This window comes from Amycolatopsis alba DSM 44262 (assembly GCF_000384215.1).
GTDB lineage: Bacteria > Actinomycetota > Actinomycetes > Mycobacteriales > Pseudonocardiaceae > Amycolatopsis > Amycolatopsis alba.
In genome coordinates this window covers 616,515-641,895 of the sequence record NZ_KB913032.1, presented here as the reverse complement: position 1 = coordinate 641,895, position 25,381 = coordinate 616,515, and the positions used below count along the sequence as shown (strand labels likewise).

The 25,381-nt window shown below is 68.4% G+C and carries 24 protein-coding genes; 10 read left to right on the top strand and 14 right to left on the bottom strand.

Features of this window, described 5'->3' with window-relative positions; genetic code table 11:
- Positions 1–10: 10 nt before the first annotated feature.
- Complete coding sequence (locus AMYAL_RS45550) at positions 11–397, bottom strand: hypothetical protein (protein WP_020629783.1); 387 nt, start codon at positions 395–397, stop codon at positions 11–13.
- A gap of 74 nt (positions 398–471) precedes the next feature.
- Entirely contained in the window at positions 472–1,113 is a 642-nt protein-coding gene (locus AMYAL_RS0102815) for an FMN-dependent NADH-azoreductase (protein ID WP_020629782.1), read from the bottom strand.
- A gap of 83 nt (positions 1,114–1,196) precedes the next feature.
- On the opposite strand from AMYAL_RS0102815, the gene AMYAL_RS0102810 reads away from it, so the two are divergent.
- On the top strand, positions 1,197–1,676 hold the full coding sequence (locus AMYAL_RS0102810) for a MarR family winged helix-turn-helix transcriptional regulator (protein ID WP_020629781.1): 480 nt from the start codon (positions 1,197–1,199) through the stop codon (positions 1,674–1,676).
- On the opposite strand, the gene AMYAL_RS0102805 is transcribed toward AMYAL_RS0102810, so the two are convergent.
- Positions 1,673–1,975 (bottom strand): DUF6506 family protein, encoded by a 303-nt coding sequence (locus AMYAL_RS0102805; RefSeq protein WP_020629780.1) that lies wholly within the window; start codon positions 1,973–1,975, stop codon positions 1,673–1,675. The genes AMYAL_RS0102810 and AMYAL_RS0102805 overlap by 4 nt on opposite strands.
- 141 nt (positions 1,976–2,116) lie before the next feature.
- Positions 2,117–2,905, bottom strand: coding sequence for a LysR family transcriptional regulator (locus tag AMYAL_RS0102800; RefSeq protein WP_020629779.1), 789 nt, complete (start codon positions 2,903–2,905; stop codon positions 2,117–2,119).
- Positions 2,906–2,969: 64 nt separating this feature from the next.
- Between AMYAL_RS0102800 and AMYAL_RS0102795 the strand changes: the two genes are divergently transcribed.
- Positions 2,970–3,626 (top strand): DUF4352 domain-containing protein, encoded by a 657-nt coding sequence (locus AMYAL_RS0102795; RefSeq protein WP_020629778.1) that lies wholly within the window; start codon positions 2,970–2,972, stop codon positions 3,624–3,626.
- A gap of 51 nt (positions 3,627–3,677) precedes the next feature.
- On the opposite strand, the gene AMYAL_RS0102790 is transcribed toward AMYAL_RS0102795, so the two are convergent.
- From AMYAL_RS0102790 to AMYAL_RS0102770, 5 genes are all read right to left on the bottom strand, one after another.
- Positions 3,678–4,391, bottom strand: a complete 714-nt coding sequence (locus tag AMYAL_RS0102790; protein ID WP_020629777.1) for an ABC transporter ATP-binding protein — start codon at positions 4,389–4,391, stop codon at positions 3,678–3,680.
- Positions 4,381–5,154, bottom strand: a complete 774-nt coding sequence (locus AMYAL_RS0102785) for an ABC transporter ATP-binding protein (RefSeq protein WP_020629776.1) — start codon at positions 5,152–5,154, stop codon at positions 4,381–4,383. The genes AMYAL_RS0102790 and AMYAL_RS0102785 overlap by 11 nt, the downstream gene beginning before the upstream one ends.
- Entirely contained in the window at positions 5,151–6,281 is a 1,131-nt protein-coding gene (locus AMYAL_RS0102780; RefSeq protein WP_020629775.1) for a branched-chain amino acid ABC transporter permease, read from the bottom strand. Before AMYAL_RS0102780 ends, AMYAL_RS0102785 begins: the two co-directional genes overlap by 4 nt.
- Positions 6,278–7,249: a branched-chain amino acid ABC transporter permease gene (locus AMYAL_RS0102775; protein ID WP_020629774.1), complete on the bottom strand. Its 972-nt coding sequence runs from the start codon at positions 7,247–7,249 to the stop codon at positions 6,278–6,280. The genes AMYAL_RS0102780 and AMYAL_RS0102775 overlap by 4 nt, the downstream gene beginning before the upstream one ends.
- A 114-nt stretch (positions 7,250–7,363) precedes the next feature.
- On the bottom strand, positions 7,364–8,518 hold the full coding sequence (locus tag AMYAL_RS0102770) for a branched-chain amino acid ABC transporter substrate-binding protein (protein WP_020629773.1): 1,155 nt from the start codon (positions 8,516–8,518) through the stop codon (positions 7,364–7,366).
- 471 nt (positions 8,519–8,989) lie between these two features.
- On the opposite strand from AMYAL_RS0102770, the gene AMYAL_RS0102765 reads away from it, so the two are divergent.
- Positions 8,990–9,811: an alpha/beta hydrolase family protein gene (locus AMYAL_RS0102765; RefSeq protein WP_020629772.1), complete on the top strand. Its 822-nt coding sequence runs from the start codon at positions 8,990–8,992 to the stop codon at positions 9,809–9,811.
- On the opposite strand, the gene AMYAL_RS0102760 is transcribed toward AMYAL_RS0102765, so the two are convergent.
- Positions 9,777–10,745, bottom strand: a complete 969-nt coding sequence (locus AMYAL_RS0102760; RefSeq protein WP_020629771.1) for a LysR family transcriptional regulator — start codon at positions 10,743–10,745, stop codon at positions 9,777–9,779. The genes AMYAL_RS0102765 and AMYAL_RS0102760 overlap by 35 nt on opposite strands.
- Positions 10,746–10,760: 15 nt before the next feature.
- A complete protein-coding gene (locus AMYAL_RS0102755) occupies positions 10,761–11,189 on the bottom strand; it encodes a PaaI family thioesterase (protein WP_020629770.1) in 429 nt (142 codons plus the stop codon).
- Positions 11,190–11,251: 62 nt separating this feature from the next.
- On the opposite strand from AMYAL_RS0102755, the gene polA reads away from it, so the two are divergent.
- From polA to AMYAL_RS0102720, 7 genes are all read left to right on the top strand, one after another.
- Positions 11,252–13,993, top strand: coding sequence for a DNA polymerase I (polA, locus tag AMYAL_RS0102750; RefSeq protein WP_020629769.1), 2,742 nt, complete (start codon positions 11,252–11,254; stop codon positions 13,991–13,993).
- Positions 13,994–14,057: 64 nt separating this feature from the next.
- Entirely contained in the window at positions 14,058–15,662 is a 1,605-nt protein-coding gene (locus AMYAL_RS0102745) for a S1 family peptidase (RefSeq protein WP_026466687.1), read from the top strand.
- Positions 15,659–17,881, top strand: a complete 2,223-nt coding sequence (locus tag AMYAL_RS0102740) for a serine/threonine-protein kinase (protein ID WP_020629767.1) — start codon at positions 15,659–15,661, stop codon at positions 17,879–17,881. Before AMYAL_RS0102745 ends, AMYAL_RS0102740 begins: the two co-directional genes overlap by 4 nt.
- Positions 17,882–17,938: 57 nt before the next feature.
- Entirely contained in the window at positions 17,939–19,354 is a 1,416-nt protein-coding gene (locus AMYAL_RS0102735) for a VWA domain-containing protein (RefSeq protein WP_020629766.1), read from the top strand.
- Positions 19,351–20,439: a hypothetical protein gene (locus AMYAL_RS0102730; RefSeq protein ID WP_020629765.1), complete on the top strand. Its 1,089-nt coding sequence runs from the start codon at positions 19,351–19,353 to the stop codon at positions 20,437–20,439. Before AMYAL_RS0102735 ends, AMYAL_RS0102730 begins: the two co-directional genes overlap by 4 nt.
- Positions 20,436–21,725: an ABC transporter substrate-binding protein gene (locus tag AMYAL_RS0102725; RefSeq protein WP_026466686.1), complete on the top strand. Its 1,290-nt coding sequence runs from the start codon at positions 20,436–20,438 to the stop codon at positions 21,723–21,725. The genes AMYAL_RS0102730 and AMYAL_RS0102725 overlap by 4 nt, the downstream gene beginning before the upstream one ends.
- A 10-nt stretch (positions 21,726–21,735) precedes the next feature.
- Positions 21,736–22,062 carry a CU044_2847 family protein gene (locus AMYAL_RS0102720; protein WP_026466685.1) on the top strand — a complete coding sequence of 109 codons (327 nt, stop codon included), beginning with the start codon at positions 21,736–21,738 and terminating at the stop codon, positions 22,060–22,062.
- A gap of 100 nt (positions 22,063–22,162) precedes the next feature.
- On the opposite strand, the gene AMYAL_RS0102715 is transcribed toward AMYAL_RS0102720, so the two are convergent.
- From AMYAL_RS0102715 to AMYAL_RS0102705, 3 genes are read right to left on the bottom strand one after another with little or no spacing between them, the layout of a single operon-like run.
- Positions 22,163–22,741 carry a TetR/AcrR family transcriptional regulator gene (locus AMYAL_RS0102715; protein ID WP_020629762.1) on the bottom strand — a complete coding sequence of 193 codons (579 nt, stop codon included), beginning with the start codon at positions 22,739–22,741 and terminating at the stop codon, positions 22,163–22,165.
- Positions 22,738–24,633, bottom strand: a complete 1,896-nt coding sequence (locus tag AMYAL_RS0102710) for a YhgE/Pip domain-containing protein (RefSeq protein ID WP_020629761.1) — start codon at positions 24,631–24,633, stop codon at positions 22,738–22,740. Before AMYAL_RS0102710 ends, AMYAL_RS0102715 begins: the two co-directional genes overlap by 4 nt.
- Positions 24,630–25,325 carry an ATP-binding cassette domain-containing protein gene (locus AMYAL_RS0102705; RefSeq protein WP_026466684.1) on the bottom strand — a complete coding sequence of 232 codons (696 nt, stop codon included), beginning with the start codon at positions 25,323–25,325 and terminating at the stop codon, positions 24,630–24,632. The genes AMYAL_RS0102710 and AMYAL_RS0102705 overlap by 4 nt, the downstream gene beginning before the upstream one ends.
- Positions 25,326–25,381 lie beyond the last annotated feature (56 nt).

Genomic DNA, 25,381 nt, shown 5'->3' with positions numbered 1-25,381 from the left:
CACCAGGCACTCACGACGCCCGCAGCTTGCGTGCGTGCGAGGCCGCGCGTTCCGAAAGGTGCGGGACCGTCGAGTACCAGTGGCCGCTCTCCTTCCCCGGCGGCGGGCAGGCGTGCGCCGGTACCCGACGGCCGAGCCGCTTTTCCTTCACCCGCAGGTTCTCGTACTCGGCGACCGCCGAAAGCCAGGCCGCGCGACTGGCTTCCAGCGCCTCCAAAGCACGCAACAGGGCTCGTTCGTGTCGCTGGTACGGCCCGGCCAGTTCCTCGAGGAAGCTCAACGTCGCCCGGTGGCCGATCGGGTGGTACTGGCTCACGCACGAACACAACGCCGCGACCCGGCGGCCGTGTGCCAGACGCCCGTCGCGCACCCGTCGCGCCCGTTCGCTGAACCCCATCCGGCGAGCCTAACCCTCGTGAGTGGCAGGGACGGTGAGAACCGTCTTTACCGCTCGCGAGGCTTGCGCCCCGGTCAGGCGGCCGCCGGCGTCCACAAGGTGTCGATGGCGCGCTCTGCCGCTGCCTGGCTTTCGTCGGCCAGCGGGATGAGATCCGCCATCGCCGGGTTGGTCTTCGCCATGGTCAGCTCGGCGGTGACGAACCGCGGTTCGAGACCGGTCAGCGAGACGCCGTGCGGGATCCAGGACTGCGCGTGGTCCCAGCCTTCACGTGGGGTGCCTTCGCCGTAGCCGCCGCCGCGCGAGGCCAGGACGACGAAGTCCCGCCCGCCGAGCAGACCCTGGCCGGTCTCGGGATCGATCGACAGCCTGGGCGCGATCAGATGATCGACCCAGGACTTGACCGTGCTCGGCGGGCCGAAGTTGTAGAGGGGCAGGCCCAGCAGGACCGTGTCGGCCGCCTTGACCTCGTCGATCAGCTCCTTGATGCGCCGCCAGCCCGCGGCCTGCTCCGGGGTGTGCTGCTCCGGCGGCAGGGTCCTGGAGAAATGGGTCGCCGCGTCCAGATGCGGCAGCGGATCGGTGCCCAGGTCGCGGTAGGTGACGGTGCCTTCCGGATGCGCGGCGCGCCAGGCCGCAGCGGCCCGCGAGGTGAGCCGGCGGCTGATCGAGTGCTCGCCCGTGATGCTCGAGTCGATGTGCAGCAGATGCGTCATACGCATCATCTTGCACAGATAGTTTGTGTAACGCAAACCATTGATGCTGTGGCGGTCATCATGTGGGAACGTACACTTGACGAGTGCCCGAACTTCCGGTGGTGAACCAGCCCCCGCATCGCTGTGGTGCGCTGCTCGACCACGTCACCCGCCGGATCCGGCTGCGCAGCGAGACCGTCCTGACGCCACTCGGCCTGCGCCCCCGGCATCTCGTCGCGCTCACCGTGCTGCGCGATCTCGGCGGCTGCTCGCAGCAGGACCTCGCGAAGACGCTGGAGATGGACAGCACGAACGTCGTCGGGCTGCTCAACGACCTGGAATCCGCGAACCTGATCGAACGCAGGCGTTCACCGGAGGACCGGCGGCGGCACATCGTCGAGCTCACCGACGTCGGGCTGAAGCAGCTCGTCAAGGCCGAGTTCGCCCTCGCCGGGGTCGAGGACGAGGTGCTCGGCGCGCTCGACAACGTCCAGCGCGAGACGCTGTACAACCTGCTGTACCAGGCCGCGGGCCACGCCGAGGCCGGCGCCTGCGTCGAAGCCGCCCACGACGCCGACTGCTAGGCCCCGAGGCTGAACAGGTCGTAAAGCTGCTGCGTGGCCTCGCCGCCGTACATGACGCTTCCGACTGGAACCCGTGCTCCCACCGCGTCGATCACCCGCGCCGTCCACACGGGACCGAAAGCGCCGCACAGTTCGATCAGCTGCGCCCCTTCGGTCACAAGCCGTTCGGCCACGGCCACTACCTGCTCCACCTCGCCGACACCGACCAGCACGGTCAGGCATGCCCCGGTGTCCACACGGGACACGTCCCGCTCCGGATCACAGCCGTCGGCCAAGTACACGAAACCCCATTGCCGCATGACGATTCTCCTTCGTTCTCGAACACCGTGAGGTAATCGCGAAACGGGGATCGTTGTCCACGAGGAGGATCCGAACGGCCGTTCGGGATCACCGAACAGGCGAGGCTGGGCGGGCGGCGCGCGAATCCGTTGTGGGCGCCGTCATAGCAGTGCCGCGATCCGGTCCGAAGACGCGTGCGCCGGATCCCACACGAGCGCGTGCCGGACGACAGGCGCTTCCCGCAGCGGAAGCCAGCGCAGACCTTCGGCCGGTTCTTCCCGTGGGCGCAAGGCGACGACGTCGCCGCCATGCCGCAATTCGGCGACGAACAGCGTCCGCCGAGGTGGCCCGGAGCGTACGTGGGCCGGGCGCCAGCCCGCTGCCGCGCACTCGGCGAGCAGCGCGTCGTGATAGCCCGGCGCCAGCTCTCGTTCGTACAGAAGGAGGTCGAGCCCGGTGAGGTCGTCCCAGCCGACGTCCTCGAGCCGAGCCAGGGGATGAGTGTCGGAAACGAGCACCCCCAACGGTCTCTCGCTCACGACGACGACCCGCAGGCCGTCCACCGCCTCCGGAAGGGCGAGAAGACCGGCGTCGAGCGCGCCCCGGCGCAGGAGTTCGAGTTGCCGGGCGGCGGAAAGGTCGTCGATCTCCACCGCTTCCGCGTGCAGGGCGGGAAGTACGGACGGCGGCGCGCCCGGTGTCACGCCGACGCGGAGCGGCCGGTCCACGGTGTCGCGGACGGCCTGTGCACCCAGATCGGCTTCTTCCAGCATCCGGCGGGCGTGGGGGAGCAGCGCCAACGCGGCGGCGGTGGGTGTCATCCCGGCCTGGGTGCGCACGAACAGGGGCGTGTCCAGTTCCCGTTCCAGCGCGATGATCTGCTGGCTGAGCGACGATGCCCGGATGCCGAGGCGCTCCGCGGCGCGGGTGAGATGCCCTTCCTCCGCCACGGCGCACAGATATCGAAGACGTCGTAACTCCACAATCGCACAGTAGCCGTAGGAGAATGGCAGTGTGAGTGACACGAGCGCGCGATGGGGCGACACCACGCACGACTGGGCCGGTTCGGTGGACCACGACCGGCTGATGGGCATCCGCCGGAACGCGGCCGAATTCGTTCCCGGTGGCGGGCACCGTCCGCGTCGCGGAGTGTCGGTCGTGGTGGCGGCGGTCCTCCTGCTGGCCGGCTGCTCCGGCGAGCAGCCGCAGCCGCCCGCCAAACCCGTCTACGACTTGCCCGCGCGGGAGGTCCGTCCGGACGAGACGGCGCTGCATCTGCCGCCGGCGCTCAACGGGGAGACCGAGTTCTCCCTCATCGGGCTTGCCGCCGGGCTGCCCAGCCTCACCGGCAGCCACACCGAGTTCGAGGCGAAGGGGCAGTTCGTCCGGCTCCGGCTGGTGGTGACGGGAAAGGGGGTGTCCGGAATCGTCTTCGACACCCGTCGCCAGCAACTGGTCACCGATTCCGGCGCCGTGATCGCGGTCGACAACCAGGCGATGACGATCAAACGGCAGCCGGACAAGTTCGAGCTCGGACGCGGCGTTCGGGTCGAGTTCGATCTCTACTTCGATCTGCCCAAGGGTGCGAAACCGTTGGTGCTGCGGGCTTTCGGTGGGCCGACGCTCACCGACATGAAGAACCTCACCGGCACCGACATCAAACTGGGTTGACACGGGAAAGGCCCCGCCGCGAAACGCGACGGGGCCCTTTCACAGAAGGCGTCAGACGCCCAGGTCGCCACCGAGGTAGGCGGCCCGCACCTGCGGGTCGTCCAGCAGCTCGGCACCGCGGGCGCTCTTGACCACTTCACCGGTCTCCAGCACATACGCGCGGTCGGAGAGCTTCAGCGCCTGCTGCGCGTTCTGCTCCACCAGCAGGACCGTGGTCCCGCGCTTGTTGATCTCGCGGATGATGTCGAAGATCTGCGCGATCAGCATCGGCGCCAGGCCCATGGACGGCTCGTCGAGCAGCAGCACCTTGGGCTTGGTCATCAGCGCGCGGCCGATGGCGATCATCTGCTGCTCGCCACCGGACATCGTGCCGCCGAACTGGGTCTTGCGCTCGTTCAGCCGCGGGAACAGCTCGTAGACCTCGTCGAGGTCGGCCTTCAGGTCGTCCTTACGGGTGTACGCGCCCATCAGGAGGTTTTCCTGCACCGTCATACCGGGGAACACGCCCCGGCCTTCGGGCGACTGGCCGATCCCGAGTTCGACCCGCTTGTGACCGGGTGTCTTCGAGATGTCCTTGCCGTCGAAGAGGATCCGGCCGCTGGTCAGCGGACGCAGGCCCGAGATCGTCTTCAGCGTCGTGGTCTTGCCCGCGCCGTTGGCCCCGATGAGCGAAACGATCTCGCCCTGGCCGACCTCGATGGTCATTCCCTTGAGCGCGGCGATCTTCCCGTAGTGGACGTTGATGTCCTGAACCTCAAGAAGCATCTTCCGCCACCCCCAGGTAAGCCTCGATCACCTTCTGGTTGTTCTGCACCTCTTGGGGGAGCCCTTCTGCGATCTTCTGGCCGAAGTCGAGCACGGCCAGCCGGTCGGCGATCTGCATGACCAAGCCCATGTCGTGCTCGATGAGCAGCACGGTCCGGCCGTCGTCACGGATCTTGCGGATCAGCTGCTGCAGCGAGTTCTTCTCCGCCGGGTTCATCCCGGCGGCGGGCTCGTCGAGCAGCAGCAGCTTCGGGTCGGTCGCGAGCGCACGCGCGATCTCCAGACGGCGCTGGTCACCGTAGGAGAGGTTCTTCGCGGTGTTGTGCTCGACCCGCCCGATGCCGACGAAGTCCAGCAGTTCCCTCGCCAGCTCGCGGCCCCGCTTCTCTTCCCTGCGGTGCACGGGCAGGCCCAGCGTCGCCGAGATCGCACCGGTCTTGTGATGCGAGTCCGCACCGACCATCACGTTCTCGAGCGCCGACATGTTGTGGAACAGCCGGATGTTCTGGAACGTGCGGGCGATCCCGGCCTGGTTGATCTTGAACCGCTTCATCCCGCTGACCGTGGTGTCGCCGAAGCGCACCTGGCCCTCGGTCGGCTGGTAGACACCGGTGATCACGTTGAACACGGTGGTCTTGCCCGCGCCGTTCGGGCCGATCAGGGCGAAGATCTCACCCTGGTCGATGGTGAGGTTGACGTCCTTCAGGGCCGTGACACCGCCGAAGCGCATGGTCACGTTGTCGAATGCGAGCAATACGCTCATTTCGTCACCTCCGCCGAAGCCTCGGAATCCGGACCCGCGACCTCGGCGCCCATCGCACCCATTCCGCCCGTTCCTTCATGTAGTTCCGCCTTGCGCTGCCGTGACGGCAGCAGACCCTCCGGCCGCAGCGCCATCATCAGCACGAGCACGAAACCGAAGATCAGGATGCGGTACTCGGACAGGAACCGGAACCGCTCCGGGAGCCAGGCGACCAGGAAGGCGCCGAGGATCACGCCGGGCAGGTTCCCCGCGCCACCGAGCACGACCGCCGCGAGGATGGTCGCCGACAGGATGAACGGGAAGTTGTTCGGCTCGATGAAGACGGCCTTGCTGGCGTAGACCGCGCCCGCCATGCCGCCGAGCATGGCGCCGATGGCGAACGCGAGCAGCTTGAACTTGAACGTCGGGACGCCCATGAGTTCGGCGGCGTCCTCGTCTTCGCGGATGGCCGCCCAGGCCCGCCCGACCCGGCTTCGGTGCAGCCGCACCGAGAAGACGATCGCGACCACGATCGCCGCCAGGACCAGGTAGTAGTACGGCGCCGGGTCGAGCAGGAACTCGGTACCGAAGATCGGCTCCGGGTGCGGGACGTTGGTGATACCGCGGGAGCCGCCGATGCTGTCGGTGTTGACCGCCGTGATCCGGACGATCTCACCGAAGCCGAGCGTCACGATGGCCAGATAGTCACCGCGCAACCGGAGCGTCGGAGCGCCGAGGATCACCCCCGACATCGCCGCCAGGAAGATGCCGAGCACGAGGCATCCCCAGAAACTCCAGCCGTATTTGGTGCCCATCACGGCGAGCGTGTAGGCGCCGATCGCGAAGAACGCGACGAAACCGAGGTCCAGCATGCCCGCGTGGCCGACCACGATGTTCAGGCCGATCGCCAGCAGGATGTAGATCCCGACCGGGAAGATCAGGACGGTGGTCCAGTCCGAGTCTGGCGACATGAAGGAGCCGATGGCCGGTGCGGGCAGGATCAGCGCGCCGATGATCAGGGCGAGGTAAACGCCATAGCGCTGCCAATGCGGAGCGCGAGCCCACCAGTCCCGCAGACCGTCGACGGGGTGAAACCCGGCGCGCGCGGGTTTTCCGTTTTCTGTAGACACTTCTTCGTCGCCCTTCATGCGCGTGCCCGCTGCAGCGATTCACCGAGGATGCCGGTGGGCCGGAACATCAGGACCAGCACCAGCACCACGAAGGCGGTGACGTCCTTCCATTGTGAACCGAAGAAGATGGAACTCCAGTTCTCCACCAGGCCGAGCACGATGCCACCGAGCAGGGCGCCGCGCAGGTTGCCGATACCGCCGAGCACGGCCGCGGTGAACGCCTTGATGCCGAGAAGGAAACCGATGCGGTAATCGGTGTTCTCGTACTCCATGACGTACAGCGCCGCGGCGACACCGGCCATCGCGCCACCGAGGAGGAAGGTGAGCCGGACGATCTTGTCGATGCTGACACCCATCAGCACGGCGGCTTCGGGATCCTGTGCCGTGGCACGGATACCGCGGCCGATGCGAGTGCGGCTGACCAGCTGGTCGAGGCCGATCATCATGATCACGGCGCCGACGACGACGAACACGTGGTCCGTGCGGACCACGCCGTTGCCGATGTGGAACAGCTCCTCGTGCGGGATGAACCGCGGCGCGTTCTGTTGCACACGGCCGGATTTCCCGGTGATCCATTCGATGATCTTGAGGCCGAACAGCTCCTGCAGGAACAGCGAGGCGCCGATGGCGGAGATCAGGGCGGCCAGGCGGGTCGCGCCCTTCTTGCGGAGCGGCCGGTAGGCCACTTGCTCCAGCAGGACCGCCGCACCGCCGGACACGGCGGCGGAAGCGATGATGATCAGCAGCAGGACGGCGATCATCCCGAACACGCCGAGCGTGATCGGGGCGGTGCCGCCCGCGATGGTGATCAGGACGAACAGGGACGTGACCGTCCCGATCATGAAGATCTCGGAATGTGCGAAGTTGATGAGCCGGAGCACGCCGTAGACCATTGTGTAGCCGAGGGCGATGAGAGCGTAGATGCTTCCGGCGACCAGCCCGCCGATGGTGCTACCGAGGAACTGGGCTTGCAGATCTTGAAGCATGACGTGGATGCCTTACGGGACGGGGCGAGGATTCTTTCGCCGCATTTGCGCCGAAGCGGGGGAGCTGTGCCCGCACAGCGCCCCCGCTTCCGTTAGGTGTTCCTACCTGCTCCGTCAGCCGTTGAGCTTGGCTTCGGTCGAGGCGCCGAGGTTCTTGATGACGCCACCGGTGACCTGGTAGACGTAAATCGCGTTCGTCTGCGGCTCGCCGTTCTCCTTGAACTTGATCTGCTTCGAGACACCCTTGAAGTCGATGGTCTTCAGGTACTCGTTGATCTTCTCCGAGGTGGTGTTGCCCGCCTTGACCGCGTTGATGATGGCGGTCGCGGCGTCGTAGCCCTCGGTCGAGTAGATCGCGGGGTCGACGTTGTAGGCGGCCTTGTACTTGGTGACGAACTCGTCGCCCGTGCCGGCGTCCTTGATGTTGCAGGGGCAGCCGATGACGGCCTTCTCGGCGGCCGCGGCACCCGCACCGCTGACCAGCTGGGCGTCGAGCGAACCGTCGCCGGTGGCGAAGGTGGCGGTCACCTGGCTGTCACGCAGCTGCTTGAGCAGACGGCTGCCCTGGGCGTAGTAGCCACCGAAGAGGATGATGTCCGGGTTCGCGGCCTTGACCTTCTGCGCGGTCGAGGAGTAGTCCGACGCGTCCTTGGCGAACTTGTCGCGTTCGGTCGGGACGTTCTTCTCCTTGAGCGTCTTCTCGAAGGCGTCCGCCAGACCGACGCTGTACTCCTGGTCGTCCGAGATGACATAAGCCTTCTTCGGCGACTTCGAGGTGATGAGGAAGTTCGCGATGGCCGGGCCCTGGTCGTTGTCGTTCGCGACGACACGGTGCCAGTACTTCCAGCCGTTGGCCGCCAGGCCGGGGCCGGTCGCCGAGGGCGAGACGCTCGGGATCTTGTTCTGCTCCAGCTGGCCGCCGATGGCCTTCGACTCACCGGAGAAGGCCGGGCCGATCAGCGCGGTGATCTTGTCCTTGCCGACGGCGGTCGCGATCAGCGACGTCGCCTGCTCGGGCTTGCCCTGGCTGTCGTATTCCTTGAATTCCAGCTTCGTCGCCGGGTTCGTCTTGTTGTACTCCTCGATCGCGAGCTTGGCGCCGTTCCTGGGCGGAATCACGATCCCGGAGCCTTCACCGGTGAGGTCACCCATGAATCCGATCTTCAGCGTGCTGCTGTCACCGCTGCCGGACGAGCTGCTGCCGCCCGCGCAGCCCGCCAGCGCCAGCGACGCAGCCGCAGCGACGGCGAAAACCCGTCCAAAACGCACTCCTGACACCGACTACCTCCCATGACCAACCAGCCGCCGGTAGGCGTTGCCCCCGACACAGGGGCTAGGTTAGGGCAGGAAGATATCCCCCTACGCCATGATCTGCACAGACGCCCATCACTCTGTGTCCACATCGTGACGGTCGAAACCAGAACGAATTGCACGAAAAGGCGAATGTTGCCGGTTGGCGAGTCTTCGCTGGTCACGCTGGGGATTCACCGCTACCACGTTGATCATGCCCGTGGGTGATGATCGTGTTTCGGCCGCGTATCTTGCGACTTCCCCCCGCTTCGATGGCGTCCGTTCGTCGTAGCAATGCTGCCCCAAAGGGCGTCAACCATGCCCTCCCTTCTCTCGTACCGATGACAACCGATGGTTGTCATCGGCGTCCGAACGGCTGTTGGATCCCGGCCCGGACCTCGCGGTTAGCTGTTCCCAGAGCCGGAAAAACCGAGAAGGACCTGGGAGAACATGACGATGAGCGTCGAACTGAGCGGAGCGATCGAAGGCGTGGCGGCGGGAGTCCCGTTCGTGGCGTTGCCGCCGTCGGACGAGTCGCGCCCGGCGCCGCTGGTGCTCACCTGGCATCTGCTGGACGCGCCGTTCAGCGAGGCGGCGATGGCGGCGGCGCTGCCGATGCGGGAACTGCACGCGTGGCGGGTGCACCTCGGGTTGCCGCTGACCGGGAAACGGTTCCCGGAAGGCGGTTTCGAGGGCTTCTTCCGCCTCGCGAGCGAAGACAACGTGCTCAACGTCGTCGAACCGCTCACCAGGCAGGCTGAGGCGGAATTCCCGGCGGCGGTGGCGGAGCTGCGCTCGCGGCTGTCCATTGAGGACGGTCCGGTGGGGCTGGTCGGCGGTTCGCAGGGCGGCGGGGTCGCGCTGCAGATGCTGACCCACGCCGAGATTCCCGTGGCGGCGGCCGCGCTGGTGAACCCGGTGACCCAGCTGGCGCCGGTGATCGCGGCGAACGAGCGGTTCTTCGACGTCACCTATCAGTGGTCGGACCGGTCCCGCGCGGTCGCGAACGAGTACGACTACGTGCGGCGGGCGGGGGAACTGACCGCGCCGGTACTGCTCGTCATCGGCGAGGAGGACGACGTCTCGATCACCGAACCGGCGGCGGCGCTGCACAAAGCGCTGGGGGAGCGGCGATCCGAACTCGTGACGATCGCGGGGATGGCGCACGGGTTCGCCGAGGCGCCGGGGCTGGAACCCGCTCCGCAGACCGGCCACGCGAAGCTGGTCGACGCCGAGCTCACGCGCTGGTTCGCCCGGCACCTAGCTGCCTGAGGTCGTCGTCCGGTAGCCAGGATCTTTCGGGATCGTAGGTGCACCAACCTTCTTCGTGGCTGGTCCGGCCCACGAGCGCCAGCAGGCGCCGCAGGGCCAGGCCTTCGCCGCGCCGCCACACGACCGACCACGGGAACAGCGGCGACGGCTCGAAGGGCAGGACCCGCAGGTTGAGATCGGAGGCGAGGTCCATGTCGGCGCCGGCGAGAGTGACCCGCTGCTTTCCGTAACGCGTCTGTTCCAGTGTGTGCCGGAGGTCGTAGCTGACGCCCGAGTCGTCGATCGGGACGCCGAATTCTTTGCATAGGCGTTGCAAATAAGAAAGCCATTCGACCGGGCCGCCCAATTGCGGAATCCAGATGCCGTCACCCCGGAGATCGGACAGTTTCAGGACGGCGTTGCCCGCGAGCGGGTGTTCCGGGGCGAGAAGCGCGACCAGTGGTTCGAGCCGGACGAGCCGGTGCTCGAGTTCCGCGGGCACGTCGCGGCCGAGATCCGCGACGCGGCCGAACGCGAGGTCGATCTCGCCGCGGACCAGCGGGTCGAGGGCGTTGACGAGCCCTCGCCCGGTGACGCGTTCGACGGCGAGCGCCGGATCGCGCTGCGCGACGCGCCGCAGCATGTACATCGGGGAGAGGCGCGGATCGATGATGTCGAGGCGGGGTGGCCGGTCCTGCAGGCCCATCGCGGCGACGGCGGCGTCCGCCGCGCGGATCAGCTCGCGCGCGTGCGGGAGGAAGCGGTCGCCGTCGGGGGTCAGCTCGACGGACCGGTTGGTGCGCCGGAAGAGCTGGACCGACAGGGTGTCCTCGAGCTTCCGGATCCGTTTCGACAGCGCTTGCTGCGTGAGGAACAGGGATTCTGCCGCGCGACCGAAATGACCGTGGTCGGCGGTCGCGACGAACGCCCGCACCTGAGCCGTGTCGAGATCCATGGAGATGGTGCGTGCTCAGGCGCCCGGCGGACGCTCCCGCACCACGCACGTCAGCCGCGCCGTGCACGACCGGCGTCCCTGGTCGTCGGTCAGCACGATCTCGGCGGTGACGGTGCCGCGGCCCACGTGCACCGGGGTCGCGACGCCGGTCACCCGGCCGGAGCGGACCGCCCGGTGGTGGGTGCACGAGAGTTCGAGCCCCATCGTCGCCTTGTCGGTGCCGGCGTTGAGCGCGCACACCATCGAACCGAGCGCCTCGGCGACCACGGCGTTCGCCCCGCCGTGGAGCAGGCCGTAGGGCTGAAGGTTGCCCTCCACCGGGATGCTGCCCACGACGCGTTCGGGACCGAATTCGCTGATCTCGAGCCCGAGCTTGTCGTTGAGCTGCTGTCCGGCGAAGGCCGGGTCGATCCCGGCGAAGGATTCGAGGGTTCGTTCGGTCACGCAAAGCTCCTTAACAGACACGACACGTAGGACTGTCAGACCCTCACCCTAGACTCGCTCCCGTGAGCCCGAGTGAGAACACGACCATTGCCAACGCCACACCCGCCACCGCACAGGCCGAGCGGCCCAAGCTGCTGCTGATCGACGGCCATTCGATGGCGTATCGCGCGTTCTTCGCGCTGCCCGCGGAGAACTTCAAGACGAAGACCGGGCAGACGACGAACGCGGTGTTCGGGTTCACCTCGATGCTCATCAACCTGCTGCGCGACGAGGCGCCGACCCATCTCGCGGTGGCGTTCGACCTCTCCCGCAAGACGTTCCGCTCGGAGACGTTCAAGGAGTACAAGGCCAACCGCAGCGCCACCCCGGACGAGTTCAAGGGCCAGGTCGGGCTGGTCGAGGACGTGCTCAAGGTCCTCGGCATCCCCGCGCTGACCAAGGAGAACTACGAAGCCGACGACATCATCGCCACGCTCACGACACAGGCGACCGCCGACGGCTTCGACGTCCTCATCTGTACGGGCGACCGCGACGCGCTCCAGCTGGTGACCGATCAGGTCACCGTGCTGTACCCGAAGCGCGGCGTGTCGGAGATGACCCGCTTCACGCCCGAAGCGGTCGAGGAGAAGTACGGCCTCACCCCGGCGCAGTACCCGGACTTCGCCGCCCTGCGTGGAGACCCCTCGGACAACCTGCCCAGCATCCCCGGCGTCGGCGAGAAGACGGCCGCGAAGTGGATCAGGCAGTTCGGGTCCTTCAACGAGCTGATCGACCGGGTCGACGAGGTCAAGGGCAAGGTCGGCGACGCGCTGCGCGAGCACCTCGGCGCCGTGATGCTGAACCGCCAGCTCACCGAGCTCATCCGCGACGTCGAGCTGGAGCTCGCCCCGGCAGGGCTCGAGCTGCGCCCGTGGGACCGCGAGGCCGTCCACGCGCTGTTCGACGAGCTCGAGTTCCGCGTCCTGCGAGACCGGCTCTTCGCCACCCTGCAGAGTGCCGAGCCCGAGGCCGAAGAGGGCTTCGAGGTCAGCGGCGCGAAGCTCGCTCCGGGCGCGCTCACGGAGTGGCTGTCCGCGCACACCGGGCAGGATCAGCCGGTCGGCCTGGCGTTCCGCACCACCGGGGCCTCGGTCCGGTCCGATCTGCGGGCCATCACCTTCGCGGCCGCGGACGGCGAAGGCGCGTACGTCGACGTCACCACGATGGACGCCGAAGACGACAAGGCGCTCACCGCGTGGCTCGCCGACGAGAAGATCCAGAAGATCGGCCACGAGCTCAAGGTCGCGCTGCACGCCGTCCAGGCACGGGGCTGGGCGTTCGCCGGGCTCGTCATGGACACCGCGCTCGCCGCGTACCTGGTCCGCCCCGGTCAGCGCACCTTCGAGCTCGACGACCTCGCCCTGCGGTACCTGCACCGTGAGCTGCGGTCCGAGGCCGACACCGGCGACGGGCAGCTTTCGCTGCTCGACGGCGGCGCCGAGGACCTGGAGCAGAAGGAGATCCAGGCCGAGCTGGTCAAGGCCCGCGCGGTCGCCGAGCTGGCGGGCGCGCTGACCAAGGAACTCGAAGAACTCGGTGGCGCGCAGCTGCTCGTCGACCTGGAACTGCCGCTGCTCCAGGTGATCACCGGGCTCGAAGCGGCGGGGATCGCGGTCGACATCGAGCACCTGACGAATCTGGAATCGCATTACCTCGGCCGGGTCACCCAGGCCGCGGACGAGGCGTACGCGGTCATCGGCAAGCAGGTCAACCTCGGTTCGCCGAAGCAGCTCCAGGTGATCCTGTTCGACGAGCTCGGCATGCCGAAGACCAAGCGCACCAAGACCGGCTACACCACCGACGCCGAGGCGCTGCAGAGCCTGTTCGAGAAGACCGAGCACCCGTTCCTGCAGCATCTGCTGGAACACCGGGACGCGACCCGGCTGCGCACCACGGTCGAGGGCCTGATCAAGGCGGTCGCCGACGACGGCCGCATCCACACCACACTGCTGCAGACGATCGCCGCCACCGGGCGGCTCTCCTCGGTCGACCCGAACCTCCAGAACATCCCGATCCGCACCGAGGAAGGCCGCCGCATCCGCGACGCGTTCATCGTCGGCGACGGCTACACCGAGCTGATGACGGCGGACTACAGCCAGATCGAAATGCGGATCATGGCGCACCTCTCGCGCGACGATGGGCTGATCCAGGCCTTCAACAGCGGCGAGGACCTGCACACCTTCGTGGCGTCCCGCGCGTTCTCGCTGCCGCCGGAGGAGATCACGCCGGAACTGCGGTTCCGGGTCAAGGCGATGTCGTACGGCCTGGCGTACGGGCTTTCGGCGTACGGGCTTTCGCAGCAGCTGCGGATCTCGACCGAAGAAGCCAAGGAACAGATGGAGGCGTACTTCTCCCGCTTCGGCGGCGTGCGCGATTACCTCCATTCGGTCGTGGGCGACGCGGCGAAGGTCGGTTACACCGAAACGATCTTCGGCCGCCGCCGGTATCTGCCGGACCTCAACAGCGACAACCGCCAGCGCCGGGAGATGGCCGAGCGGATGGCGCTCAACGCCCCCATCCAGGGCAGCGCGGCCGACATCATCAAGGTCGCCATGCTGAATGTGCACAAGGCGCTGACCGAGGCGAAGCTGAAGAGCCGCGTGCTGCTCCAGGTCCACGACGAACTCGTCCTCGAAGTCGCGGAAGGCGAGCGCGAGGAACTGGAAGCGTTGGTGCGTCAGGGAATGGGCTCGGCGTACGAGCTCGCGGTACCGCTGGAGGTCTCGGTCGGATACGGCCGGTCCTGGAACGACGCTGCACATTAGGCTTCGTGAGTGGTAATGACGGTGAGAACCGTCATTACCACTCACGATGGGTAGGGTCTTCCGGGTGACTTCCGAGCGCAGACGCTGGCGGGTGCGGCTGCGCGATCATCGTGGGCGGATCCTGGGCGCCGGGACCATGCTCGACGGCGAGCATCTCCTCACCTGCGCTCACGTGATCGAAGGCCATGACGACGTCGCGGTGGATTTCGTGGCGCTTCCCGGTGTCGAGTCCGGAATCGCGAAAATCGTCGCGCAGGCGGCGCCCATCGGAGACGACGGCGGGGACATCGCGCTGCTCCGGTTGCGTGACCCCGAGGAGCAGATCAGCGGGGCGCCGCTGCACCGGACGGCCCTCGAAGACAACCAGCCCGTACGCGCGTACGGCTTCCCGTGCGGCTCGGACGGCATGTGGTCGCTGGCGACCGTCGTCGGCGACGGCGGGCACGGTCTCGAGCGCGTCCAGTTGCACCGGACCGCCGACACCGAGCCGATCACGCACGGCTTCAGCGGTTCCGCGGTGATCGCCGACAAGACCGGGCACGTCGTCGGGATGGTCGCGACCCGGTACGCGAACGAGGCTTCCCGCGTCTCCTGGATGATCCCGGTCGAGACCATGCTCGGCTACCTGCCGGAACTGCGCCGCTGGGCCGAGGGCAGCCCGGCGATCGACCCGAGTTTCGTCCAGCACCCGGAACCGCCCGCGATCGACGTGCTGTTCGCCCGTGAATTCGCCAGATGGCTCGGCGGCCACGGCCGGTCGGACGTCCGGGTGATCATCATGGGCGCCGATGATTCCGCCGTCGCCGCCTCGTTGCGCCGCGCGGTCGTCCTCGCCGACCGTGAACACGGAGCGGGCCGGAGCGCGTCCGGGCCGACAGTGCCGCCGGTGGGCAGTGTCGTGCTCGCCGTCGACGCGGTCGGCAAGACCGCCGACGCGGTCCAGCGCCGCATCTCCGACCGGCTGGACGTCGCCGCGGACTCGACGGCAGGCCGTCACGGATCCGGCCGCACCGTCGTCGTCTACGGGGTCGACGAATCGGCCGAACCCGACGAGCTCGTCGGTGAGGTGCTCGTGCCGCTGGCCCAGCGCGCGCACGAACTCGGGCTGCGGCTCGCGCTGGCCTTTCGCGAGGAGACCTCGCCGGGGGTGAGCGTGGTCCGGTCGAGCACCGACGTCCTGCTCGCGGGCGAGGACGACATCGAGGGCCGTCTCGCGCTGCTGGAGAACAGGCTGGCCGAACTCGACCGGCTGGAGAAAGACAATCTCGGCGACGCGCCCCGCTTCTCCGACGCTCCGCACGTCCATCCCAAGGCCCGGCGGTTGAGAGGCGCTGTGACGCAAGTGCGTTCGGCGGAGCGGGACGGTGAAACCGATTGGGTGAAACGGCAGCTGCCAGTCTGTGAGCGAGCCGTGGCCAAAACCGTCGAACGTGCCCGTGACCTGCGCCGTCTCCTCGACGAGAACCTCGCCCGGCGCGCGGAACTCCGTGCCAGGCTCGACGCGTACGGCGAGATGGCCCGTAACAGCGGCCTCGTCGAAGACGTCGAACTGGATGCCGCCTACGCGCCCGCCTGGCGGATGCTCTTCGAAGGACCGTGCGACCTCGGGGCCGCGGCGGTCGCCGTCGAGCGGTACGCGGACACCGTACGGAAACGGATCGACGGATGACGGCCTGCGGACGGGACGGCTGCCCCGGCGCGCTCGGCAAGACCGGCTTCTGCCAGGTCTGCGGGCTGCCGCCCGGAATGCCGGAAGAGCCGACGGTGGTGCTCCCCGGCCCGGAGACACCGACCCGGATCACCGGCACGGTTCTCACCCGCTCCCAGCAGATCGCGGGTCATGCGACCGCGGACGACCGGGTCCCGCTGCCGGTCGTCGAACTCCCCGACGTCGCCGGCCGCCTGGTGACCGAACCGCATGTCCCGGAGGAGGAACGGTTCTGTGGCAAGCACGGCTGCACCGCCACCCCGGTCGGCCGCTCGATCGGCGGCGGGCCCGCGCCCGCCGAGGGATTCTGCCCGGTCTGCCGGACGCCGTTCTCCTTCTCGCCCAAACTCGCGGCGGGTGACGTGGTCGACGGCCGCTATCACGTACTCGGCTGCGTCGCGCGCGGCGGACTCGGTTTCGTCTATCTGGCAACGGATTCCGGGCTGGGCGACCGGTACGTCGCGCTCAAGGGCCTGATCAACACGAACAACACCGCCGCCGTGCGGATCGCGGAGACCGAGAGCCAGGTGCTCACCGCGCTGGAACATCCCAACATCGTCCGGATCTTCGACGTGGTCGAGCACGACGACTCCCGCTACATCGTCATGGAGTTCGTCGACGGGTATTCCCTGCGGGAGATCAAGAACCGCGGCCGGGCCGGGCTGGACTCCAGCGAGGGACGGCTGCTGGTCGAACACGTCGTGGCGTACGGGCGCGAGATCCTGACCGCGCTCGACTATCTGCACGGCGAGGGCCTGCTGTACTGCGACATGAAGCCGGACAACGTGATCCACGGTGAGAAGCGGATCAAGCTCATCGACTTCGGCGCCATCCGCAAGATCGCCGACGACGAAAGCCCGGTCGTCGGCACCGAGCACTATCAGGTGCCCCCGCGGGAACGGGTGAAACACGGGCTCACCGTCCGGTCCGACATCCACACCGTCGGCGTGACGTTGCGGGAACTCTTTCAGGCCAGCGACGGCTGGTCGGTCGTCACCGACGCACGCGGTGTCCGGTTCGGCATCGAGTCGTTCCTCCGCGTCCTCGACCGTGCGACAGCCCCGTTCGAGCAGCGGTTCGCGACCGCGCGCGAGATGCTGGTCCAGCTCGACGGCGTGCTCGATGAGATCCTTTCCTTGCGGGACAAGCAGTCCCGGCCCGTCGGATCGACACTGTTCACCGAGGGAGCGGTCCTGCTCGACGCGGGACTCGGCCAGGCGCCGCCGTTGGAGCATTGGACGCGGGGGACACCCGTCTCGCTCGGCGCACGCCCGACCGCCGCGGAGATCGCCGTCGGCCTGCCGGTGCCGCGCGAGGATCCGGAGGATCCGCAGGCGAACTTCCTCCGGGCCGTCCGCGCGCCCGACGCGGCCCGGTTGCTGAAGAAGCTCGACAGGGTGACCGAGTCGGTCGAGGTCGAGTTCCGCCGGTGCCGGGCGAGGCTGGAACTCGGGGCGACCGTCGAAGGCGCGCTGGCGGTGGCGGACGCCGAAAGGCTGCTCGGTGACCGCGCCGTCCACGACTGGCGGGTGGCGTGGCACCGGGGCCTGCTCGCGCTCGGCGAGGGCGATTTCGCGGCGGCCAAGGAGAAGTTCACCGCCGTGTACCGCGACATCCCCGGCGAGGAGCCGCCGAAACTCGCACTGGGCCTGTGCGAGGAGCACCTCAACGGCGCGGCCGCCGCCGAGCGGTACTACGACGCCTTGTGGGTTCGCGACCGGTCGCAGGTCAGCGCCGCGTTCGGGCTCGCGCGGGTCCGGCTGCTGCGTGGCAACCGCGCCGCCGCCGTCGAGATCCTCGACCAGGTCGAGGAATTCTCGCGCTACGACGAGGCGGCGCGGATCGCCGGGGTGCGGGTGCTGTCCGCGCCGATGCCGGGGACCGGGGATCTCCCGGCGTCGGCCGAACTCGACGACGCCGTGGTCCGGCTGACCGCCTTGGACCTCGACGGTGACGCCCTCGACAGGCTGGTGACGGCCGTGCGCGAGACCGGGCTGGCCGGGGTGCTGCTCGGGCAGGACGGGATCGGCGACGGCGCGATCCTGCGCGCCACCGAAACGGGCGCCCGCACGGTGCTGGACAGCTCGTACCGGCGGCTCGCCCATCACGCGCCCGCGCCGGAAGCGCACGACGTCCTGATCGATCTCGCCAACTCGGTGAGACCGGTTACGTTGGTGTGAGCGCCTTGCCGAGGTCCGTCGCGGGTCGCGGGTTCACCTGGAAAAGAAAGGGGTTTGATGAGCGGGCAGCCGAGTCTGGGGCTCGAAGTGCACCAGAACAAGTTCCTGGCCGACGGCGACCGGGCGATGACCGCGATCGTGCGGGTCGTGTCGCGCGGCGGTGAAGCGGCCGTCACCAGGACGGCCGCCGAGGTCCTGATGATCGACTGCTCCAGCTCGATGCGCTTCCCCAGCACCAAGATCGGCGAGGCCCGGCGCGCCGCCGCGGCGGCCATCGAGGTTCTTCCCGACGGCGTGCGCTTCGCCGTCATCCAGGGCACCGAGCACGCGACGCTGATCTACCCGGCCGAAGACGGTCTGGTGGCGGCCTCCGAGCGGACCCGTGCGGAGGCCCGCGCCGCGGTCGAGCATCTCGCGGCGGTCGGCGGCACCGCGATGGGCGCCTGGCTCGCCAAGGCCCGCGACCTCTTCGAACACGAGCCCGACGCCGTCCGGCACGCGATCCTGCTCACCGACGGCCGCAACGATTCGCAGACCAGGGCCGCCCTGATGAGCGTGCTGAACAGCTGCGAGGGCCGGTTCGTCTGCGACGCCAGGGGAATCGGCGACGGCTGGGAGCCTGCCGAACTCACCCAGATCGGCCGGGTGCTGCGCGGGAACGTCGACTCCGTCGTCGAGGACGACGAACTCGCCGAAGACTTCCGGCGGCTCGTCGAGAGCGCGATGACGAAGGTGCTGCCCGAGGTCCGGCTGCGCATCGGCACCATGCCGTTCAGCAGGCTGCGGTCGGTCAAGCAGGTGTTCCCGGACGAATACGACCTCACCGACCGGTGCCAGGAGGTCGCTGCCCGCGAGCTGGAGCTCTCCCTCGGTTCGTTCGCTGGCGACGAGGCACGGGACTACCAGCTGATCCTGGACCTCGATCCCGACCTCGAACCCAGCCACGGACAGGACCGTCAGCTCGCGTGGACGGAACTCGTGCCCGTTCCCGGTGCCGCGGCCGAGGAGGGAGCGCTGCCCATCGCTGGGCGGTGGACGCGCGACCCGGTCCCGCCGACGCTGATTCACCCGATGGTCTCGAAGTACGCCGCCCAGGCCGATCTCGGCGAGGCCTTGACCGCCGGCGGCGACGCCTATGCCGCGGGGGATCAGGCCGGGGCCGAACGGCACTGGGGCCGGGCGGTCACCTTGGCCACCGCCGCGGGCGACCAAGAGACGCTCAGCCGTCTCTCGGGGGTCGTGGAGATCGTCGACGCGGAGAAGGGCGTCGTGCGCCTGCGCTCGGACGCGACGCGCAGTCACGCGCTGCACGTCGTCATCCCCTCGCGGGTTTCGGAAATCGCCCTTCCGCAGGAAGACCGGCCGATGCCCGAAGCGGCACCGGTCGCCTGCGCCGGCTGCCCCGCGCTTTCCCCCGCCGGGGCGAACTTCTGTGTCGGCTGCGGACGACCGTTCGGCGAGGCGGTTTCGTGACGCCGACCCGTGTGCGGCTGGTCCGGCTCCGCACCGCGCTGCTGGCGCTCACCCTCGCGGTACTGGTGGTCTCGCTGTGGGCGTTCCACAGTGTCCAGAACACGGCGGAGACCGTCCGCGACCGGACTTCGCAGGCGGTGCTGGAGGTGACCGCCGCACGGGCGGCGCTGGTGGCGGCCGACGCCGCCGCGGTCGCCAGTTTCGCCTCGGGCGAGGCGAAACTCGCCGGTCCGGGGCAGGAGTACTCGAATCAGCTGGCGCTGGCGAGCCAGAGCCTCGCACGGGTCGCGGAGTTCAATCAGGCGGGCGAGGACGGCGGTAACGGGCTGCAGGTGGTGGAAAGCCAGGTCGCGGCCTATTCGGGCTCCATCGGACAGGCCGACGTGCACTTCCGCCAGCCGGACGCCGCCGTACTGGGCGCTGTCGACCTCTGGCACGCCTCACGGCTGCTGCACGCCCCCGGCGGGGTCCTGGAGGAACTGGAGAAGTTGCAGTCCGGGCAGCGTCTGGCGCTGGACCGGCAACTGTCGTCGACCGGGATGAGCCTCGTGCTGCTCCCGCTGTGGCTCCTGCCGGTGCTGGCCCTGCTGGTGCTCCTGGTGCTCACCCAGCTGTATCTGAAGAAACGCTTCCGCCGGGTGGCGAACGTCCCGTTGCTCGCGGCGACCGTGCTGGTCGCCGCGATCGGGGCCGCCTTGGTGTTCACCCTGATCAGCCGGGACCGGCTGGATTCGGTCGGGGAGCGGCTGGACGGCGTCGCCGCCGCACGGGGCGCGCAACTCCAGGCGGCCGACGACGCGGGCCAGCGACGGCTCGCCGTCCTGCTGACCGAGTACTGCGACGAGGAGCAGGGATGCGGAGTGACCGCCGACGAATTCCGGGAAAGGGCACGGAAGACCACCACGGTGGAGACGGACAACACGCGGGTGGCCACGGCAGGCGCGAAGGCGGTGGCGGACGACGCTTCCGAAGCGGCGGAATCCGGTGGACGGGAGTTCCTGATCCCGGCGGGCACCCTGCTCGCGGGCGGACTGGTCCTGCTCGGGCTGCACGCCCGGATCGACGAATATCGGTACCGCCGGTGAAACGATTGCTGGCCTTGGTGATGGCGCTGTCGCTGGTCACGAGCGGCTGCGCGGCGTCGAAAGCGGACGGGACGGTCGTCGTCCTCGCGTCCTGGAGCGGCGACGAGGAGCAGGCGTTCCGGCAGGTGCTGAACGCGTTCACGGCGGACACCGGGATCGACTACGTCTATCAGGGCACCCGTGCCGTCGATCAGGTACTCGCTTCGGACGTCCAGCGCGGTACGCCGCCGGACGTCGCCGTCCTGCCGAACGCGGGGGTGCTGGCGAAGTACCAGAAGTCGGGCGACCTGCTGCCGCTCGACGACGACCTCGCCGCCGCCGTGACCAGGTCGTTCAGTGCGCAATGGGTCACCCTGCAGCAGATCGGCACCGGGAAGCTGTACGCGGTCACGGTGAAGGCCGATCTCAAAAGCCTGATCTGGTACAACCCGGCCCGGCTGACCGGGATCCGCCCGACGACGTTCGAAGGTCTCCGCGCGTTCTCCGCCGGGCAGACGGCGGCGGGCGGTACGCCCTGGTGCGTCGGGATGGGGGCCCCGCCCACCTCGGGCTGGCCGGGGACCGACTGGATCGAGGACATCCTGCTGCATTCGGCGGGACCCGACAAGTATTGGCGGTGGGTGTCCGGCGGTCTGGAGTGGACGTCTCCGGAGGTCAAACAGGCTTGGCTGGACTGGGGTTCCATCCTCGATCCCGCCGCGATCCGCGGCGGCACCGCGGCCGCGCTGCTGACCGACTTCGGTGACGCTGGCAAGCCGATGTTCACCGACCCGCCCGGCTGCGCGCTCGAACACCAGGCGTCGTTCATCATGAGCCGCTACCAGAACTTCACCCGGTCCGACGGCTCGTTTCCCCAGCCCGGCAAAGATTTCGACTTCCTCTCCTTCCCAGGACGGGACGTCTCGGAGGTCGCCGCCGACCTGGCGGGAATGTTCAAGAACACCCCTCAGGCCCGGAAGCTGATCGAATACCTGGCTTCGGAGAAGGCACAGCGGATCTGGCCGTCGATTCCCCGCGCGAACGCGTTCTCCGCCAACCGGAAGCTCGATCTCAAGGTCTATCCGGACCAGGTGAGCCGGAGGGTCGCGGAAACGATCACCTTGGGCACCGCCCTGTGTTTCGACGCCTCCGACCTGATGCCCGCGACGATGACCGGCGCGTTCCACCGCGCCGTCCTGGAATACCTGAGCAACCGTGACCGGCTGGACATCCTGCTGAAGCAGCTCGACGACGTCCGGAAGAGCATCCAGCAGGGCGAATGGCTGAGAATCCCTTGTGGACAGTGAAGGAGTACCGGTGAACGATCTGGCGCGGTTCCCGCTCGAAGGCGGCGGTTCGGTGGTCGTCGAGATAGACCCCGTCCCCGGTACCTCCCGTGTTTCCCGGCGCGACGACCTGATCGAGGACACCAAGGGGTCCTTCGAAGCGGCGCTGGCGAACGTGAAGGACGCGGCCGCCGCGGCGCTGGACACCTTCCGGTCGATGGCGAGGGGACCGGACGAGGTCGAGCTCAAGTTCGGTGTCAAGCTGACCGCGCAGGCGGGCGCCGTGATCGCGAAAACGGGGCTGGAGGGGAACTTCGAGGTCAAGCTGAAGTGGGTCCGGGAGACCGAAGACCCGTGATCAGAGCCGGAACTCGCGTGATCAGAGCCGGAACGCGCGCAAGCACGCGTGATCCGGCTTCAATCACGTGAGATCCGGCTTCAAGCACGCGTGATCCGGGTTAGCGGCCGAGGCCCCGGATCAGCACCATCACCGACTCCCGGACGTCCGCCCGCGTCCGCTTCGGCTGGAACACCTGCCAGTCGAGGGCGACCACCAGCATCGTGCCGAACAACCCGGCCGCGGCCGTCGGGATCTGGACGCCGTCGGGCAGCCGCCCGGCGGCGTCCAGCCGGTGGAGTTGTTCGCGCACGATCGAGATGATCTCCTCGCGCAGCAAGGTCAGTGTTTCGTGCCAGGTACCTGGCGTACGCCACATCTCGCTCACCAGGATCTGGGAGAAACCGGGGTACTCGGCGATGAATTCCAGCGTGCCGTCCACCTGCGCTTCGATGACGTCCATCGGGTCGCCGTCGCCGGTGGCCTCGCGCAGCCTGCCCGCGAGCACCCCGACGCCGTAGCGCAGCAGTGCGTCGACAAGACCGTCCTTGCTGCCGAAGTTGTAGTAGACGGTGCCCTTGGCGACCTTCGCCTCGGCCGCGATGTCGTCCACCGTCAGGCCGACGAGGCCGCGGCTGGCGGACAGCCGCAGCGTCGCCTCGAACAGCTTCTGCTTCGTCGCCTCACCCCGTGTGGTCACAACGCCAGCTCGGGTTTCAGCGCGGAAACCGTCCAGGTGCGCCGTTTCCGTGCCGCCAGTGTCGAAACCAGGATCGCGCCTACCAGATACGCCACCAGGACACCGATGTCACCGAGGATCTCCATCGAGGCGCCACTGTAGAGCAGGTGCCGGAACCCGTCGATCGCGTAACCCATCGGCAGCACGATGTGCAGCGGGTACAGCGCGTCCGGGATGGTCTGCCACGGGAACGTGCCGCCCGCGCTCACCAGCTGAAGCACCAGCAGTACCAGGCCGAGGAACTTGCCGACGGCGCCGAAGAACGAGTTGAGCGCGTGCACCACTGCGGTGAAGGTGAGCGACACCAGGATGGCGAACCCGATTGCACCGAGCGGATGCGCGACGTCGATGCCGACCAGCCAGGTCACCGCGCCGAACAGCACGATCACCTGCGCGATCCCCAGCAGCGCCGAGGACAGCCAGCCGCCGAGCGCGACCTTGAACGGCGACGCGCCGGCGGTCAGCGCGCGGGTCGAGAGCGGGCGCAGCAACAGGAACAGCACGAACGCGCCGATCCAGGTGGCGAGGGAGATGAAGAACGGGGCGAGGCCCGCGCCGTAGGTCCCGGCCGAGGCGACGCCGGAGGAGTTGACCGCGACCGGGTCGGCGATGGTGTTGGCGGTGGCCGCGCGGGTGGGATCGTCCGGATTCGGGATCTCCTTGAGCCCAGCGGCGAGCCCGTCGCGCAGTTTCACCGCGCCATCGGCGAGCTCGGTCGTGCCGGTGACGGCGGACTTCTCGCCGTCGTTCAGCTTCGCGGCGCCGTCACGGATCTGTGTCGACGCGTCCGCGGCCTGCGCGATCCCGCTGGTGAGCTGCGGGGTGGCCGAGGCCAGCTGACGCGCGCCGTCGGACACCTGCCGCGCGCCGGACGCGAGCTGGATCAGCTGGCTGTTCGCGCCCTGGATCTTCGTGTTCGCCTGGTCGACCGGGGACCGGAGGGTGTCGAGGCGGCTCAGGATCTCCTGCACCTTCGCCTCGGGGACCTCGGCGGCGCGCAGATCCTGCGCGAGCTGGGTGCGGTAGCCGTCGAGTTTGCCCTGGATGTCGCCGGACGCCGTCGCGGCGAGCGAAGCCGCGTCAGAGACCTTCTGGTTTCCGTCGGCGACCTGTCCGGCGCCGTCCGCGAGTTTCTGCGTCTGGGCGGGGAGCTGGGCGGTACCGGATTTCAGCGTGCCGAGCCCGGTCGCGAGCTGGGAACTGCCGGAGGCGAGCTGATTGGCGCCGTCAGCCAGTTGCTGCTGGCCGGTCTTGAGCTTGCCCGCGCCGTCCGCGAGCTGTGAAGCGCCTGTCGAGGCCTCCTGGATCTTGGCGTAGATCGTGGAGAAACCGACGAGGAACTTGTCCGCCGCCTCGCTGCCGACCTTCTCCGCGATCGTCTTGCGGACCTGTTCGGCCACCTGTTTCGCGATGGTGCCGGACAGATAGTTGTTGGCGTCGTTGGTGGTCAGCGTGATCGTCGCCTGCTGGGGCTGGAGGTTGCCCGAAGACAGCAGCGCGGTGGAGAAGTCGCGCGGGATGCCGATGGCGAACGAGTACTTGTCGTTGCGGACGCCCGTGAGGGCCTCGTCCTGCGACACCTGGTGCCACTGGAAGGTGCCGGACTTGACCAGCTCGTCGGTGACCTCGCGGCCGACGTTGCGTTCCACGCCCGCCGAGTCCTTCGCGCCGGCGTCGGAGGTGAAGACGGCGGCGGGCAGCTTGTCCAGGCGCGAGTACGGGTCGTAGTTCGCGTAGAGGTAGAAGGACGCGTAGAGCAGCGGCACCAGGACGAGCGCGACCATGGCGAGCTTCGGCAGGGTGCCGCTGCTCAGCCGGCGCAGCTCGTTGGCGGCGATCCGGACGGGGTTCATTCCTGGTCTCCTGAAGTCTTTTCGATCTCTTCGGTCTCGTCCGGCTCGGCCTCTGCTTCGAGAGGCGCGCAGCGCACGGGGTCGGGCTGTTCGAGGGCGCCGCAGAGCGCGGGCTTCTCCGGCAGGGCCGAAACCGGGGTGGTGGCGGTCAGCACGATGACGGCGAGGCCGCGCTCGGCGTATTCGCGGGCGAGCCGCGCCCAGCTGTCGACGTCGCTGGTGTGCCTGTCCGGGGTGTCGAGCACGAGGACGCCGACGCCCTTGCGGCCCGCGGCGAGCGCGGTGAGCAGCCGGGTGCGCGTCACCGCTTCGAGGTTCTCGAAGCGGGTGCCGGCGAAGGCGGCGGCGTCGTGCTCGGCCAGCCAGTTCGCGACGGCGGCCTTGTTCGCCGGGCGTTTCGCCAGTTCGAGTTCCTCCCCGACGACGACCTGCAGCGACAGCGCGCCGTCCGGTTCGCTCACGCCGGGGGAGTCGACGACGGCCACGACCTTCCGCGGGTCACCGCCCTCGACGGTCACCGTCCCGGTGGCCGGCTTCAGTCTGCCCGCCAGCGCCAGCCCGAAGGCGGTGACGCCGACTCCTGGCTCGCCGTGCACGATCGCCAGCTCACCACCCGAAACGGTGAGCGAAGTAGGCGACAGCAACGTGCCGTGGGGTCCGGTCACGGACACCCTGTCGGCTTGAACCCGCACGAAGAACTCCCAGGTCGGTGACTCGTGGAACTTTTGAACTGACTGGTCAGTTCAAA

Excerpts from the sequence above, each read along its gene's own strand:
- AMYAL_RS0102775 (WP_020629774.1), bottom strand. The coding sequence starts at position 7,249 with ATGCTTCAAGATCTGCAAGCCCAGTTCCTCGGTAGCACCATCGGCGGG.
- AMYAL_RS0102785 (WP_020629776.1), bottom strand. The coding sequence starts at position 5,154 with ATGAGCGTATTGCTCGCATTCGACAACGTGACCATGCGCTTCGGCGGT.
- AMYAL_RS0102740 (WP_020629767.1), top strand. The coding sequence starts at position 15,659 with ATGACGGCCTGCGGACGGGACGGCTGCCCCGGCGCGCTCGGCAAGACC.
- AMYAL_RS0102765 (WP_020629772.1), top strand. The coding sequence starts at position 8,990 with ATGACGATGAGCGTCGAACTGAGCGGAGCGATCGAAGGCGTGGCGGCG.
- AMYAL_RS0102760 (WP_020629771.1), bottom strand. The coding sequence starts at position 10,745 with ATGGATCTCGACACGGCTCAGGTGCGGGCGTTCGTCGCGACCGCCGAC.
- AMYAL_RS0102710 (WP_020629761.1), bottom strand. The coding sequence starts at position 24,633 with ATGAACCCCGTCCGGATCGCCGCCAACGAGCTGCGCCGGCTGAGCAGC.
- AMYAL_RS0102805 (WP_020629780.1), bottom strand. The coding sequence starts at position 1,975 with ATGCGGCAATGGGGTTTCGTGTACTTGGCCGACGGCTGTGATCCGGAG.
- AMYAL_RS0102815 (WP_020629782.1), bottom strand. The coding sequence starts at position 1,113 with ATGACGCATCTGCTGCACATCGACTCGAGCATCACGGGCGAGCACTCG.
- AMYAL_RS45550 (WP_020629783.1), bottom strand. The coding sequence starts at position 397 with ATGGGGTTCAGCGAACGGGCGCGACGGGTGCGCGACGGGCGTCTGGCA.
- AMYAL_RS0102790 (WP_020629777.1), bottom strand. The coding sequence starts at position 4,391 with ATGCTTCTTGAGGTTCAGGACATCAACGTCCACTACGGGAAGATCGCC.
- AMYAL_RS0102780 (WP_020629775.1), bottom strand. The coding sequence starts at position 6,281 with ATGAAGGGCGACGAAGAAGTGTCTACAGAAAACGGAAAACCCGCGCGC.
- AMYAL_RS0102735 (WP_020629766.1), top strand. The coding sequence starts at position 17,939 with ATGAGCGGGCAGCCGAGTCTGGGGCTCGAAGTGCACCAGAACAAGTTC.